The 14,909-nt window shown below is 37.0% G+C and carries 11 protein-coding genes; 10 read left to right on the top strand and 1 reads right to left on the bottom strand.

What is annotated here, in order from left to right; translation table 11 throughout:
* Window positions 1-97 precede the first annotated feature (97 nt).
* The 5 genes from xerC (at window position 98) to BR50_RS11480 (ending at window position 4,812) form a co-directional block, all read left to right on the top strand.
* Window positions 98-997: a tyrosine recombinase XerC gene (gene xerC / locus BR50_RS11500; protein ID WP_034548727.1), complete on the top strand. Its 900-nt coding sequence runs from the start codon at window positions 98-100 to the stop codon at window positions 995-997.
* Between the two features lie 30 nt (window positions 998-1,027).
* Entirely contained in the window at window positions 1,028-1,567 is a 540-nt protein-coding gene (gene hslV / locus BR50_RS11495; protein ID WP_034548726.1) for an ATP-dependent protease subunit HslV, read from the top strand.
* Window positions 1,568-1,582: 15 nt separating this feature from the next.
* On the top strand, window positions 1,583-3,004 hold the full coding sequence (gene hslU, locus BR50_RS11490; protein WP_034549193.1) for an ATP-dependent protease ATPase subunit HslU: 1,422 nt from the start codon (window positions 1,583-1,585) through the stop codon (window positions 3,002-3,004).
* A 20-nt stretch (window positions 3,005-3,024) separates the two neighbouring features.
* On the top strand, window positions 3,025-3,834 hold the full coding sequence (gene codY, locus BR50_RS11485; protein WP_034548725.1) for a GTP-sensing pleiotropic transcriptional regulator CodY: 810 nt from the start codon (window positions 3,025-3,027) through the stop codon (window positions 3,832-3,834).
* Between the two features lie 102 nt (window positions 3,835-3,936).
* Window positions 3,937-4,812 (top strand): aldose 1-epimerase family protein, encoded by an 876-nt coding sequence (locus BR50_RS11480; RefSeq protein WP_425429669.1) that lies wholly within the window; start codon window positions 3,937-3,939, stop codon window positions 4,810-4,812.
* Window positions 4,813-4,889: 77 nt separating this feature from the next.
* On the opposite strand, the gene plsY is transcribed toward BR50_RS11480, so the two are convergent.
* Window positions 4,890-5,480, bottom strand: a complete 591-nt coding sequence (plsY, locus tag BR50_RS11475) for a glycerol-3-phosphate 1-O-acyltransferase PlsY (RefSeq protein WP_034549191.1) — start codon at window positions 5,478-5,480, stop codon at window positions 4,890-4,892.
* A gap of 485 nt (window positions 5,481-5,965) precedes the next feature.
* On the opposite strand from plsY, the gene parE reads away from it, so the two are divergent.
* The 5 genes from parE (at window position 5,966) to BR50_RS11450 (ending at window position 14,775) form a co-directional block, all read left to right on the top strand.
* Window positions 5,966-7,966 (top strand): DNA topoisomerase IV subunit B, encoded by a 2,001-nt coding sequence (gene parE, locus BR50_RS11470; protein WP_034548722.1) that lies wholly within the window; start codon window positions 5,966-5,968, stop codon window positions 7,964-7,966.
* Entirely contained in the window at window positions 7,956-10,406 is a 2,451-nt protein-coding gene (gene parC / locus BR50_RS11465; RefSeq protein ID WP_034548721.1) for a DNA topoisomerase IV subunit A, read from the top strand. The genes parE and parC overlap by 11 nt, the downstream gene beginning before the upstream one ends.
* A gap of 256 nt (window positions 10,407-10,662) precedes the next feature.
* Entirely contained in the window at window positions 10,663-12,891 is a 2,229-nt protein-coding gene (gene pflB, locus BR50_RS11460) for a formate C-acetyltransferase (RefSeq protein ID WP_034548720.1), read from the top strand.
* Between the two features lie 31 nt (window positions 12,892-12,922).
* Entirely contained in the window at window positions 12,923-13,684 is a 762-nt protein-coding gene (pflA, locus tag BR50_RS11455; RefSeq protein WP_034548719.1) for a pyruvate formate-lyase-activating protein, read from the top strand.
* Window positions 13,685-13,845: 161 nt separating this feature from the next.
* Window positions 13,846-14,775, top strand: coding sequence for a manganese-dependent inorganic pyrophosphatase (locus BR50_RS11450; RefSeq protein ID WP_034548718.1), 930 nt, complete (start codon window positions 13,846-13,848; stop codon window positions 14,773-14,775).
* Window positions 14,776-14,909: the final 134 nt, after the last annotated feature.

The following is a 14,909-nucleotide window of genomic DNA, read 5'->3' as shown; positions in this document are numbered from 1 at the left end:
AATTGTTTTAAAATTCAATTAATTTAAATCTTATTCGATTGTAATCCAATTATTTGTGTGATAAAGTAATTTTGTTGTAAGATTGGAGGGATGATTTTTGGTGAATCAAACAGCTAAAGCGACTTTTTTGCAGTATTTGATTACCGAAAGGCATTATTCTGAGCTGACGAAAAAAGCTTATGAAGAAGATATCACCCATTTTGAACTATTTTTAGATCAAACAGGTGACACGGATTTTAGCAGTGTGACTCTTCAAGATGTGCGAATCTATTTAGGTGAGTTAAATGAAAAAGGCTTAAGTCGGAATAGCGTTTCAAGAAAAATTTCAAGTTTACGAGCATTCTACCAATTTCTGTTAAAAAATCAATTAGTTAAAGATAATCCGTTTTCTTACATTCATTTAAAAAAGAAAATGCTTCGTTTACCTAAATTCTTTTATGAAAAAGAGATGGATGCTCTTTTTGAAGCTGTCAAAGGAGATGGACCGTTAGATTTTAGAAACGAAGCGATCCTTGAAGTTCTTTATGGGACAGGTACTCGAGTAAGTGAATGCAGTGGGATCAACTTGAAAGATATCGATTTTGATTTAAGTGTCTTATTGGTCCATGGTAAGGGGAACAAAGAACGGTATGTTCCTTTTGGTCACTACGCTGCGGTTGCTATGCGCGAGTACATGGAGCAGAGTCGGACTCCATTGATGTCCAAATATAAAAAAAGTCATGAATTTTTATTCGTTAACCATCATGGCGATCCTATTACAGCAACAGGAATCGAGTATGTATTGAACCAAGTAATCAAAAAAAGCAGTTTAACATCTGATATCCATCCGCATATGCTGCGCCATTCATTTGCAACACATTTATTAAATAATGGGGCGGATATGCGGACAGTTCAAGAATTACTGGGACATGCCAGTTTATCTTCGACTCAAATATATACTCATGTAACCAAAGAGCATTTGCAAAAGAATTACCGACAATTTCACCCAAGAGCCTAAGAATCGGCTAATTGACTGGAGGAAAAAACAATGACAGAATTTCATGCAACAACGATATTTGCTATTCAGCACGACGGAAAAAGTGCAATGGCTGGTGATGGTCAAGTAACAATGGGTGAACAAGTGATCATGAAAGGCACAGCTCGAAAAGTTCGTCGAATCTATAATGATGAAGTGCTGGTTGGTTTTGCCGGAAGTGTCGCTGATGCCTTTACGTTAGAAGAAAAGTTTGAAGCTAAGTTACACGAGTATAAAGGGAATCTAACACGCGCAGCTGTAGAATTGGCTCAAGAATGGCGTTCGGATCGCGCGATGCAGAAACTAGAAGCATTGCTGATCGTCATGAATAAAGAAGAAATGTTGATGGTGTCTGGTGGAGGCGAAGTGATCCAACCAGATGACGGAATTTTGGCCATTGGTTCAGGCGGTAACTTTGCACTCGCAGCGGGTAGAGCCTTAAAAAAACTTGGCAAAGATTTAACAGCAGCCGAAATTGCAAAAGAAAGCTTAAATACTGCTGCGGATATCTGTGTCTTTACGAATCACAACATTATCGTTGAAGAATTATAAGGAGTGAGTAGAATGATGACTAAAGAAGATATGACTCCAAGAGAGATCGTTGCTGAATTAGATAAATACATTGTTGGTCAAACGATGGCCAAAAAATCAGTTGCTGTAGCTTTGCGTAATCGTCAAAGACGTCTAAAAGTAACAGAAGATATGCAAAAAGAGATCACACCTAAAAATTTATTGATGATCGGTGCAACTGGAGTTGGGAAAACCGAAATTGCTCGCCGATTAGCAACGATCGTTCAAGCACCTTTTATAAAAGTTGAAGCAACGAAATTTACCGAAGTTGGGTATATTGGACGAGACGTTGAATCGATGGTACGTGACTTAGTAGAAGCTTCTATTCAAATTGTAGAAAAACAACAATATTCAAATGTTTATACTCAGGCAGAAAGAAATGCCATTGAACGGATCGTTAAACTTTTGATACCAGGTATCAAAAAAGAAAAAAAACAAAGTACTACTGCAAACCCTTTTGAGTCTATGTTTAAAAATATGGGCGTAGATCCTAATCAATTAGCTCCGCAAGATGAAGAAGTAGAAGAAGAAGTAACGGAAGCGATTTCGACAGACCGTGAAAAAATGAAACAGCAGATTCGCAATGGTGTTTTAGATGAAAGAGAATTAACCATCCAAGTAGAAAGTCAGAAAAAAGCGATGAATTCGCCTATGGGTGCTGGTTTAGAACAAATGGGCATCGATTTAAACGAAACTTTAGGGGCATTACGTCCCAAATCAAAAATCAAACGGACCGTTACCGTAAAAAAAGCGATCGATCTTTTTATTCAAGAAGAATCGGCAAAATTGGTCAACTCAGAGGATATTCATTCAATGGCTGTTGATTTAGCGCAAAATGCAGGTATTATTTTCATCGATGAATTTGATAAAATCACATCTAAAAACCAAAATAGTGGTACCGTATCTAGAGAAGGTGTCCAACGCGATATTTTACCGATCGTCGAAGGCTCACAAGTCAGCACCAAATATGGTCCTGTCCAAACCGATCATATCTTATTTATTGCTTCTGGTGCCTTCCATGTTTCTAAACCAAGTGATCTGATCCCTGAATTACAAGGAAGATTTCCGATCCGTGTAGAATTAGACGACTTGACCAAAGAAGATTTTGTCAAGATCTTAACTGAACCGAATAATGCATTATTAAAACAATATATCGCCATGTTAGAAACTGAAAATGTTAAGATCACTTTTACGTATGAATCTATCGAACGTTTAGCTGAGATTGCATATAAAGTCAATCAAGAAACCGATAATATTGGAGCTAGAAGGTTGCATACGATCTTAGAAAAACTTTTAGAAGACTTGCTTTTTGAAGCGCCCGATATGCAAATGGCCGATATTACCATCACTGAAAATTACGTGAATGAAAAAATTGAACATATTGTAGAAGACAAAGATTTAAGTCGCTACATTTTATAAAAGAATGATGGAGGCTTCTCATGAATGATTTACTGCAAAAAATGCGTAAGATCAACCACCTATTGCAAACAAAAGGCGGAGTCGTAAAATCGGATGCTTCGACAGACGGAGAATTAGCTTTTACTGATATGGCTATTGTATTAGGTGATGTTCTTGATGCAAACACTTATTTAATTGATGATGCCGGAAATCTATTGGGTTATCATGAAAAACATGAAATTAATAATGAGCGTGTCAAACAGATACTGCTTGATGGGAAATTTCCAGCAAAATATACGCGCAGTATGTTAGAAATTTATGAAACAAGATCGAATATAGACATCGAAAGTGACTATACCATATTCCCAATCGAAGCACGGGATATGTTTGTTGGAGGTTTAACGACCATAATCCCTGTTTTTGTTGCAGGGGAAAGATTAGGAACGCTCTTACTTGCACGTTTACACCCGAATTTTGATGATACTGATTTAATCTTAAGCGAACATGCAGCTACCGTTGTTGGGATCGAGATATTGTATAAAAAATCTACCCAAATCGCAGAATCAGCCCGTAATACAGCAACTGTTCAAATGGCTATCAAGACGCTGTCTTATAGTGAACTTAAGGCTATTAAGGCTATTTTTGAAGAATTAGATGGTACTGAAGGACGTATAACAGCTTCTAATGTAGCAGATAAAGTGGGAATCACTCGTTCTGTCATTGTAAATGCATTACGTAAGTTAGAATCTGGCGGTATTATTGAATCAAGATCGCTAGGGATGAAAGGAACGTATATCAAAGTACAGAACACAAAATTTATTGAGGCGCTAGAAAAAGAATCCATTTATTAATGATCGCCTAGCCATAGAGAGTGATCCTTTAGTTTGTTTTGATTAAAGGATCATTTTTAATAATGTTAAGCATGATCAACCGTAGATAAGGGGGCAATGAAAATGATCTCACTCGAAAACAGCTTATTGACAGTATCCATTTCTACAAAAGGCGCTGAACTTCAAAGTATTAAAAATCCTACTGAGGGGATAGAATATTTATGGCAAGGAGATCCCACTTTTTGGGGTAGAAAAGCACCAGTATTATTTCCAATCGTAGGACGTTTACAAAATGATCAGTATCGCTATAAAGGGAAAACCTATCCATTAAATCAACATGGTTTTGCAAGGGATAGTGAATTTCACGTTGAAGAACAAACCGCAACAATGGTCCGCTTAACGACGTATTCTACTCCTGATACAAAAAAATACTATCCATTTGATTTTCAATTGACTCTGATATATACCTTAGAAGCGAATACCGTTAACGTCAGTTACTTAGTAAAGAACACCCATGCATCAGAAGAGTTGTATTTTTCAATTGGCGGTCATCCTGGGTTCAACGTTCCGATGACAAGTGATACTACATTTGAAGATTATTATTTAAGCTTTTTACCTAGAAGAACTCGTGGACAAATCCCTTTAGTCGGTTCTTATTTAGATTTAGAGAATAAGACATTGGGTCAAACCAATACAGAGATCGCCTTAAAAAGAACGTTATTCGACAATGATGCTCTGATTTATGAAACAAAAGGAAAAAATACTTTTTCGATCCATTCGGAAAAAACGACTCATTCTGTTTCGTTAACGTTTGAAGATTTTCCTTTTACGGGCATTTGGTCTCCTCCTAAAAAAGAAGCCCCATTTGTTTGTATTGAACCATGGTTTGGGATAGCAGATACAACTGATTTTACCGGTGAATTAAATAAAAAGCTTGGTATCCAACATTTAAAAGGCAAAGAAGCTTTTTCTGCTAACTACACTATCTCATTAAGTTGATTTGCTCCAACAGCATTAGTGCATAGAAAAAGGATCTGAGATTTGCCTCAGATCCTTTTATTGTGTTGATCATTCTGTTATAGAGTATCTTTTTTATAGCCTAGTCCAAACGGAACTTTGTTCTCGGTACCATTGCGGATACGTTTAATATTGTCTCGATGTCTGTAGAGAATGAAAAGAGCTAAGATCGATGCAATAAGGGTCAAGATCCAATCTCCTATGAATAAACTAGAAAGAACAATGATTGGCAATGCGATCATACTCGAAAGGCTTACCATCCTGGTTAGAAATAATAATATTATGAACACACCCACGCAATAGATAAAAAAGGGAGGATTATAAGCTAAAAGAGCTCCTGCACTTGTAGCAACTGCTTTACCGCCCTTAAATTGAGCAAAAATAGGATACGTATGGCCAAGTACTGCCCCTAGACCGACAACCATAGGATTAATAGGCAGATCGAACAGCAATGGTAAACTTGCAGCTAGTGTTCCTTTTAATACGTCAGCCAGCAATACAAAAATGCCTGCTGTTTTCCCTAATACTCTAAACGTGTTAGTTGTTCCAGAATTGCCGCTGCCAAACTGACGAATATCTTTTCCGTAAAATTTTGTTCCGATCCAAACTCCTGAGGGGATTGAACCTAATAAATAAGCAATAATAAACATTAATATGATTTTAGCCAACAAACTTCTCTCCTTGGATTACAGTATACATAGATGAATTATCGTATCTAATATTTTACCACTTATCGTATTGGAAGGCTAGAAAAAGCGCATTCGTCACGTTGTTTAAAGGCGGCTAAAAGAGGTATTTTCTTTCCGGCTTGCACTTCAAAAAAATAAATGGCCTAGTGAAAATGGATTTTCACCCTGAAAAGGGGAACATATTTTCGCCTTCCTAGTATGAGTTGCCGTTTTATGCTTTAAATTATTTGAAATATAGAGTATGATTAAAAATGTGTTTCAATGAACGAAGCAATGTATCGATGCTATCATGGGCTTGACCCTAGTAGCCAAATAAAATAAGAGACCAGGGAAAACTTTAAAAATGAAGAAAGAACTTTCTTATATTCAGCTAACAAATGACTGTCATTATTTTTTAGCTAGCCAAGGATAGATCACTTTATTTTAAAGCCTTAAGGAGTTTTAGTATGCCAAAAGAGTTAAATAAGGAATATAATGACGAATCGATCCAAGTATTAGAAGGTTTAGAAGCTGTACGAAAAAGACCTGGTATGTATATTGGATCTACCGATACGCGCGGCTTACACCATTTAGTCTACGAAATAGTAGATAATTCAGTCGATGAAGCTTTGTCTGGTTTCGGAACTGAAATCAATGTGACTTTGCATAAAGATAATAGTATCAGCGTTAAAGATAACGGACGTGGGATGCCAATCGGAATTCATTCATCCGGTATCCCTACTGTACAAGTTATTTTTACTGTACTGCATGCCGGTGGTAAGTTTGGCCAAGGAGGATATAAGACTTCAGGCGGACTTCACGGCGTTGGAGCAAGTGTGGTCAATGCACTTTCTGAGTGGCTCACTGTTACGATCATTCGCGATGGTGTTCATTACCAACAAAAATTTGTAGATGGCGGTAAAGCCAAAGGATCTTTAAAGAAAATAAAGACCAGTAATGAAAAGAATGGGACTATTGTTCACTTCAAACCTGATACGACCATCTTTACGACAATCAATCTATCGTATGATGTGTTAGCAGAGCGTTTAAGAGAATCTGCTTTTCTATTAAAGGGTCTACGCATAACGTTAAACGATGAACGAAATGAGCAATCAGAAGTTTTTTATTATGAAGAAGGCATCAAGGAGTTCGTAAACTACTTAAACGAAGATAAAGATCATTTAACACCCGTAGCTTATTTTGAAGGCGAAAACAACGAAATCGAGGTTGAATTTTCTTTCCAATACAACGATGGCTACTCTGAAACGCTTTTATCTTTTGTTAACAACGTTCGGACCAAAGATGGCGGTACACATGAAGCAGGGATGAAAACGGCCATTACGAAAACATTCAATGAATATGCCCGTAAAGTGAACTTATTAAAAGAAAAAGATAAAAATTTAGAGGGCACTGACTTTAGAGAAGGTTTAGCAGCTGTCATTTCTATTCGTATCCCTGAAAATCTATTGCAATTTGAAGGACAAACCAAAAGTAAATTGGGTACTCCTCAAGCCAGATCAGCTGTAGAAACTGTAATCAGTGAACAATTGAGTTATTATTTGATTGAAAATGGCGATCTAAGCCAGCAATTGATCCGTAAAGCTCTCAAGGCACGAGAAGCGCGTGATGCAGCAAGAAAAGCACGTGAAGAAAGCCGTAATGGTAAGAAACGCAAAAAAAATGACACCCTTTTGTCTGGAAAATTAACTCCCGCTCAAAGTAAAAATGCTAAACGGAATGAATTGTATTTAGTTGAGGGAGATTCAGCTGGTGGCTCTGCAAAACAAGGTCGAGACCGTAAGTTTCAGGCTATCTTGCCACTTCGTGGAAAAGTGATCAATACCGAAAAAGCTAAATTACAAGATGTTATGAAAAATGAAGAAATCAGCACAATGATCTATACGATCGGTGCAGGTGTCGGGCCTGAATTTGATATCGCAGACTGCAATTATGATAAGATCATCATCATGACCGATGCAGATACCGATGGTGCACATATCCAAACGCTCTTACTAACCTTTTTTTATCGGTACATGAAACCTCTTTTTGAAGCAGGAAAAGTTTACTTGGCAATGCCGCCATTATATAAATTATCCAAAGGGATCAGTAAGAAAGAAAAAATCGCCTACGCTTGGACAGATGATGAGTTGATCCAAGTAACAAAAGACTTTGGCAAAAATTATATCTTACAGCGCTACAAAGGTTTGGGTGAAATGAATGCAGACCAATTATGGGATACAACGATGAACCCAGACACTCGAACATTGATCCGCGTTAAAATTGACGATGCGGCTCAAGCTGAAAAACGAATATCTATCTTAATGGGTGATAAAGTAGAACCTAGACGTAAATGGATCGAGTCCCATGTAGAATTTACTTTTGAAGAAGGTGGCAGTCTTTTAGAAAATAGCCAAATCATGGATCAAATAGAATCAGTAGATGAAGGAAGTGTCGAAGATGGAGAATAGAGCGGAGATTCAGGAATTAACCCTGGAAGAAGTCATGGGAGATCGTTTTGGGCGCTATTCAAAATATATTATTCAAGAACGTGCACTACCCGATATTCGGGATGGCTTAAAACCCGTTCAACGCCGGATCTTATACGCAATGAACGTAGAAGGCAATACGTCAGATAAAGGCTTTAGAAAATCAGCTAAAACAGTCGGAAACGTTATCGGGAATTATCATCCACATGGAGATAGTAGTGTCTATGAAGCAATGGTTCGCTTAAGTCAAGATTGGAAGCAACGTGAAGTCCTAATTGAGATGCATGGAAATAACGGGAGTATGGATGGAGATCCCCCCGCAGCTATGCGTTATACTGAAGCGCGTTTAGCAAAAATTTCGGCCGAACTGGTAAGAGATATCGATAAAGAAACGGTTGATTTCATCTTGAACTTTGATGATACAGATGAAGAGCCGACAGTCTTTCCTGCTAGTTATCCTAACTTACTGGTAAATGGAGCAACTGGGATCTCAGCGGGTTACGCAACGGATATCCCTTCGCATAATTTAGGAGAGGTCATTGATGCAACCGTTCATTTGATCGATGCTCCTGATGCGTCTGTGGACGATTTAATGCACTATATTAAAGGACCTGATTTTCCAACTGGCGCTATTCTACAAGGAGTAGATGGCATCAAAAAAGCGTATGAAACTGGAAAAGGCAAAATCGTTGTCCGCTCTAAGACAAGAATTGAGGAAGTAAGAGGCGGTAAGGAACAAATCGTCATCAACGAGATACCATATGAAGTGAACAAGGCTGTTTTAGTTCGTAAAATGGATGAAATCCGTTTAAATAAACGGGTCGACGGCATTTCCGAAGTCCGTGACGAGTCTGACCGTAATGGCCTCCAAATTGTTGTTGAGTTGAAAAAAGAGGCTAATGCAGGTGGTATCTTAAACTATTTATTAAAAAATACCGATCTACAAGTCGCTTATAATTTTAATATGGTCGCTATTGATAAAAAGAGACCTAAACAAGTAGGTATTGTTAGAATGATCGAGGCTTATATAGAGCACAAACGAGAAGTGCTGACTAGAAGAACAAACTATAATCTTCGTAAAGCTGAAAGCAGACAACACATTGTTTCTGGGTTGATCAAAGCTTTATCTATTTTAGACCAAGTCATTGACGCTATTCGCAGCAGCAAAGATAAGAAAAATGCCAAAGAGAATTTGATCGAACGTTTTGCGTTTACTGAGATCCAAGCTGAAGCTATCGTTTCGTTGCAACTGTATCGATTAACCAACACCGATATAACAGCATTAGAAAATGAAGCTGCTTCTTTAGATAAAGACATCTCATCTTACAACCGTATTTTAGCTAGTCCTAAAGAATTAGATAAGGTCATGAAAAAAGAATTGATCGAAGTGAAGAAAAAGTATGCTTCTCCGCGACTGACTGTTATAGAGGCTGAGATAGAAGAATTGAAAATCGATACAGAAGTTCTGATCGCTTCTGAAGAAGTTATGGTCTCTGTTACTAAAGAAGGATACATCAAACGAACAAGTTTGCGTTCATATGGGGCTTCAAAGCCGAACGAGATAGGCATAAAAGAAGGAGATTACCCAATCTACATTCAACAGCTGAATACGTTGAATCACCTTTTGATATTTACCAGTAAAGGGAACATTATTTACCGCCCAATTCATGAAATTTCTGATTTGAGATGGAAGGATATGGGGGATCACTTATCTCAAAATATCGCTTTTGAAGCAGACGAGACAGTGTTAAAAGTTTTTGGCTTAGAAAAAAACTTGCCACCAGCAACATTTACCTTTATCACAAAAGAAGGGTATATTAAGCAAACAGCCGTTTCAGAATATGTTATTGGACGCAATTATAAAAATAAATCTTTTTCAGCAATAAAACTTAAAACAAAGGCTGATGAACTGATAAATATTATCTATACAGAGAAACCATTGTTAAAAGACGTTTTCTTAGTCACTAATAGAGGCTTTGGATTGCGCTATTCTTTAGATGAAGTTCCCGTTGTTGGTTCAAAAGCAGCAGGCGTGAAATCGATCAATCTTAAAGAAGGTGACTATGTCGTGAACGGCGTATTGCTCGATGTTGAAGCTTCAAAAGTAGAGCTAATGATCTTAACTCAACGTGGTTCGGTCAAGAAAATGAATATTCTTGATTTTGAATCTCTTGGAAGAGCTAAGAGAGGGTTATTGCTCTTAAGAGAATTGAAGAAAAATCCTCATCGTGTAGCGTTTGCTTTTGAAGCATCCAAGGAAGACTTGTATACGATCCTAACGTCCAAGGGAAAAGAGATCAAACTATCTAGTCATTCATATTCAATAAGTGACCGCTATTCAAATGGATCCTTTATTTTAGATGAGGTTGCAGATGGCGCACCTATCGAAGTGAAGAAAAATTTAATAACTAAAAATAATTAACAGATAAAAAAAGTGTAGTATATCAGCTACACTTTTTTTATCTGTTTCAATCTTTTAGTAGTACAGTTTTTTTGTGAAAAAATATACAGAAAGTATAAAAGTTCTCAAAAAATAAAAAACGCATTTAAATCAACACTTACAAATTTTTTTTCTTCTTTTATTGTTACAAACTAATTGATTTTTATTAACTTCGTGTTATAATGAGCAAGAAGAATCTGTTAGATTAACTGAACAAATAAAAGGAGGAATTTTGATTATGGAAGAATGGAAGGGCTTTAAAGGGAAAACGTGGCAAGAAGAAATTAATGTTCGAGACTTTATTCAACAAAATTATAAACCTTATGATGGAACAGATGAATTTTTAGAAGGGCCCACAGAAGCAACTGAAACATTATGGGAACAAGTGATGGATTTAGATGCAAAAGAACGTGATGCTGGCGGAATACTAGACATGGATACAAAAGTAGTATCAACTATCGTATCTCATAAAGCCGGTTACTTAAACAAAGAATTAGAACGCATTGCCGGTTTCCAAACGGAAAAACCTTTCAAACGCGGATTGCAACCATTTGGTGGAATTCGAATGAGTGAACTAGCTGCTGAAGCCTATGGTTATGAAATTGACGCTGAAGTTTCTCATATTTTTAGAGACTACCGTAAGACCCATAATCAAGGTGTTTTTGATGCATATACACCTGAGATCCGGTCTGCCAGACGTAGCGGGATCATCACAGGCTTGCCAGATGCTTATGGTCGTGGCCGTATCATCGGAGATTACAGAAGAGTAGCTTTATATGGTGTAGACCGTTTGATCCAAGAAAAGAAACATGATTTAGCTGATAAAGGATACGGTACTATGAGTGACACAATCATTCGTGACCGTGAAGAAATAAGTGAACAAATCCAAGCTCTAAATGATTTAAATGAATTAGGACGAATTTACGGCTTCGATATTTCACAACCAGCTCAAACAACTCAAGAAGCTTTCCAATGGTTATATCTAGGTTATCTAGCTGCTGTTAAAGAACAAAATGGAGCGGCAATGTCATTAGGACGTACATCTACCTTTTTAGATATCTATATTGAGCGTGACCTAGCTAGTGGTGTCCTTACTGAAGTTGAAGCGCAAGAAATTACGGACCACTTCATTATGAAATTACGTTTAGTAAAATTTGCACGTACACCTGAATACAATGATTTATTCTCAGGCGACCCAACTTGGGTAACGGAAGCTATTGCCGGTGTAGGGCATGACGGCCGCCACATGGTCACTAAAAACAGCTATCGTTTCTTACACACATTATCAAATCTTGGACCAGCTCCAGAGCCTAACTTAACGGTATTGTGGTCAGTCAGATTACCAGAATCTTTCAAGAAATTCTGTGCAAAAGTTTCTATCGTTTCAAGTGCAATTCAATATGAAAATGATGATATAATGCGCTTAGAGTGGGGCGATGACTATGGAATAGCTTGCTGTGTTTCAGCTATGCAAATAGGTAAGCAAATGCAATTTTTCGGTGCACGAGCTAACCTAGCTAAAACGCTTCTATATGCAATCAATGGTGGGATCGACGAAAAAACAAAAGATCAAGTTGCTCCAAAATACCAACCAATTACTTCTGAGTATTTGGATTATGATGAAGTAATGGAAAAATATGATGTCATGATGGAATGGGTTGCTGGCATGTATCTAAATACGTTAAACATCATCCATTATATGCACGATAAATATTCTTATGAACGCGTTGAAATGGCTCTACATGATAGCGAAATTGTTAGAACAATGGCAACTGGAATTGCTGGATTCTCAGTAGCAATTGATTCATTATCTGCTATTAAATATGCAAAAGTTAAAACGATCCGCGATGAAACTGGATTAGTTACCGATTATGAAATAGAAGGCGATTACCCTAAATTTGGAAATAACGATGATCGTGCGGATGATATTGGAATTTGGTTGCTAAAAACCTTTATATCAAAAGTTAAAAAACACCCAGCTTACCGCAACGCCCTCCATACTACTTCAATTTTAACAATCACATCTAACGTAGTGTATGGTAAAAAGACAGGGAATACTCCTGATGGACGACGTTCTGGAGAACCATTTGCACCTGGTGCTAACCCAATGCACGGCAGAGATACTCATGGCGCTTTAGCTAGCTTGACTTCAGTAGCTAAAATTCCATACAAATATTCATTAGATGGAATATCAAATACATTTTCTATCATACCTAAAGCTTTAGGTAAAGAAGATGAGATCCAACAAGAAAACTTGTCTAGCTTGCTAGACGGATATGTCAAAAAAGGCGGTCACCATTTAAATGTTAACGTCTTTAATCGTGAAACGTTAGTTGACGCAATGGATCATCCTGAAAACTATCCTCAATTAACCATTCGTGTATCTGGTTATGCCGTTAACTTTATTAAATTAACACGTGAACAACAGTTAGAAGTTATTAATCGTACCATGCACGAAAGCATGTAACCACTAAATAAACCATAGAGGAGTTGCTAATATGACTGAACCAGCAATTGGATACGTGCATTCCACTGAAAGTTTTGGATCAGTAGATGGACCAGGTATTCGTTTTGTAACTTTTATGCAAGGATGCCGTATGCGTTGCGAGTTCTGCCATAATCCTGATACGTGGAATATGGGTGGCGGAACTCCTTATACAGCGGATGAATTACTAGAAGAAGCCTTGTCTTACCGAGAGTATTGGGGAAGTAAGGGTGGAATCACTGTAAGTGGAGGAGAACCACTATTGCATATCGACTTTCTGATCGAGTACTTTAAAAAGGCAAAAGAAGAGGGCGTACACACAGCTTTGGATACTTGTGGTCAACCTTTTACTTACGAAGAACCATTTTTCAGCCGCTTTGAAGAGCTCATGAAGTATACGGATCTGCTTTTGTTTGATATCAAACACATTGATAATGAAAAACATAAGCGATTAACTATGCATGGCAATGAAAATATTTTAAATATGGCCACTTATTTATCAAAAATCGATAAACCTGTTTGGATTCGTCATGTATTAGTTCCTGAACGTTCTGACGATGATAATGACTTGATGCGCTTGAGTGAGTTTATCCAATCACTGGGGAATGTTTATAAAGTAGAAATATTGCCTTATCATAAATTAGGTGTCTACAAGTATGCAGCTCTAAATATTCCTTATAAATTAAAGGATATAGAACCGCCTACGCTTGAACGAGTCAACAATGCTAATCAAATATTACGCGTAAAAGAATACAAAGGTTACCAAACGATTTAACTCAAAAAGAAGCGATAAGCTGGAGGGGTAAGCAGATACCTTTCCGGATTATTGCTTCTTTTTAACTGAATTTCTTTAAAAAAGAAGATAACACTAGCTAAACAGGCTTATTTAGGCTAAAATTTTAGGGAAAGCTATAGTTTAAAAGGAGAGATAATAATATGAGTAAAGTATTAGTTTTTGGTCATAAAAATCCCGATACAGATGCAATCACATCTGCTATTTCATTTGCTTATCTTCAAAATCAACTAGGTTTTGAAGTAGAAGCCGTTGCATTAGGAGAAGTAGGTGAGGAGACACAGTACGCTTTAGATCACTTTAAAGTTGACGCACCGCGTGTCATAGAAACAGCAGCAAACGAAACAGCTAAAGTTATGCTGGTAGACCACAATGAATTCCAACAGAGTGTAGCGGATATCGCAGATGTTGAAGTTTTATCTGTCGTTGATCATCACCGTATTTCTAATTTCGAAACAGCTAATCCATTGTATTATCGTGCAGAAACTGTAGGATGTACCAATACGATCATCGCTAAATTATTTAAAGAAAAAGAAGTAGCTATTCCGAAAGAAATTGCCGGCTTGATGGTATCCGCAATTATCGCAGATACATTATTATTTAAGTCACCAACTTGTACAGATGAAGATATCAAAATCGCAAAAGAACTTGCAGCAATTGCTGAAGTTGATATTGATTCATATGGTCTTGAAATGTTAAAAGCTGGAACAGACTTAAGCAATAAGTCAGCTGCTGAATTATTAGACATGGATGCTAAAAGTTTCCCAATGGCTGATAAAAATGTTCGGATCGCACAAATCAATGTTTTAGATGTGGATGATGTTCTTTCTATTCAGTCTGAGTTAGAACAAGCGATGTTAGATGAAAATCATTCTAACAATTATAATTTATTCGTATTGGTCGTTACTAATATTTTAGATAGCGATTCAGTGATCTTAGCATTAGGAGATCCAATCAATGCAGTAGAAGAAGCTTTTAATATAACTTTAGAAAATAACCGTGCTTTATTAAAAGGTGTTGTTTCACGTAAGAAACAAATTGTACCGCAATTAACAGCAGCATTAACAAAATAAGATAGCAAAACCTAATTCATGACGATCTAGTCACGAATTAGGTTTTTTTGTGCTCAAATAAAAAAACAACGTTAAAAATCTATTTGAATGAATTAGATAAGAACTAAAAATCATTTAAAAGCAATTAACAGACA

It is taken from the genome of Carnobacterium alterfunditum DSM 5972 (assembly GCF_000744115.1).
Taxonomy (GTDB): domain Bacteria; phylum Bacillota; class Bacilli; order Lactobacillales; family Carnobacteriaceae; genus Carnobacterium_B; species Carnobacterium_B alterfunditum.
Note: the sequence above shows the minus strand (reverse complement) of the source record. Positions and strands in the feature narration are given on the sequence as shown.